The organism is Streptomyces sp. NPDC046197, assembly GCF_040646295.1.
Lineage (GTDB): Bacteria > Actinomycetota > Actinomycetes > Streptomycetales > Streptomycetaceae > Streptomyces.
Map to the genome: position 1 here is coordinate 1 of NZ_JBEYZY010000107.1, position 1,356 is coordinate 1,356.

The window sequence follows — 1,356 nt, forward strand, 5'->3', positions numbered from 1 at the left end:
CCACTGTACGAACGACTGTGAGGATTCACCGCGGCGCTGCTCGGCAGGCCTGACCCACCGAACGATTGACGCTTCGAGCTGTCCTCTCCAGGAATCGTCGGTCGGCTGGGCGGCGCTTTGCACGCGGCCGGTCGGGCGCCTGTGACCTCATAGGAGCCCGGCCAAAGGTCCCATCACAGTCTTGTCCAGCCGTCCGACCGGCCCGTGCGATCCCTTGTGTATCGCACGGAAGGACAGCACGACACAGCATGGCAGACCAGATCGTGGTGGTCGGCGGCGTGGACACTCACACCGACTTCCACCAGGCCGCGGTGATCGACTCCATCGGCCGGCACCTTGCCACCGCACCGTTCCCCACGACTCCTGATGGCTACCGGCGCCTGTTGGAGTGGATGCGCTCGCACGGTGATGTGCTCGCCGTCGGGGTCGAAGGCACTGGCGCCTACGGCTCCGAACTCGCCCGCTTCCTGTTGGCGAACGAGGTCACCGTCGTCGACGTTGACCGCCCCGACCGCAAGGCCCGGCGGGCCAACGGCAAGTCCGACCCCGTCGATGCCTACGCGGCCGCGACCGCCGTCCTGTCCGGCCGCGCCAACGGCCGGCCGAAAACCCGCGACGGCATCGTGGAGGCCATCCGATCCCTGCGGGTCGTCCGGCGTTCGGCCATCAAGGCCCGCACCCAGACGATCAACCAGATCCGTACGCTCATCGTCTCGGCCCCTGCCGAGGTACGTGAACGCCTACGTGGCCTGCCCACTTACCAGCTGGTCTCGCAGCTCTCGCGCTCCCGCCCCGGCACTGATCTCGCCGACCCGAGCTGTGCGGTCAAAACCGCCCTGCGGCGACTGGCTCGCCGCTACCAAAACCTCACCGAGGAGATAGCCGAGGCTGACGCGGAACTCCAACCCCTGGTCGCGCAGGCGGCGCCGGGGCTATTGGAACTGATCGGTGTCGGCACCGAGACGGCCGCCCAGCTCCTGATCACCGCCGGCGACAACCCCGACCGTCTGAAATCCGAAGCCTCCTTCGCTCACCTCTGCGGGGCAGCCCCAATCTCCGCAAGCTCCGGCCGGACCAACCGCCACCGCCTCAACCGCGGCGGCGACCGCCAGGCCAACCATGCCCTCCACACGATTGCCCTCGTGCGTATGCGCTACGACGCTCGCACACGGCTCTACGTCGCACGCCGCACAGCCGAAGGCATGTCAAAGAAGGACATCTTCCGCTGCCTCAAACGCTTCATCGCGCGCGAGGTCTACAAGCACCTGACCAGTACGAACACCTCACAGGCAGAACTCCTACAGACTGCTTGACGATCTATAGGAGCTTCCTGGACGCCATGGGCCGCGTCTGCTC

The 1,356-nt window shown here is 66.9% G+C and carries 1 protein-coding gene; it reads left to right on the forward strand.

The window, feature by feature from the left end; genetic code table 11:
* Positions 1 to 248 precede the first annotated feature (248 nt).
* Positions 249 to 1,313, forward strand: a complete 1,065-nt coding sequence (locus tag AB0A61_RS41095) for an IS110 family transposase (protein ID WP_361304744.1) — start codon at positions 249 to 251, stop codon at positions 1,311 to 1,313.
* The last annotated feature ends 43 nt before the right edge of the window (positions 1,314 to 1,356 follow it).

What these genes read in the sequence shown, in the direction of transcription:
- AB0A61_RS41095 (WP_361304744.1), top strand. Translation starts at nt 249, where the DNA reads ATGGCAGACCAGATCGTGGTGGTCGGCGGCGTGGACACTCACACCGAC.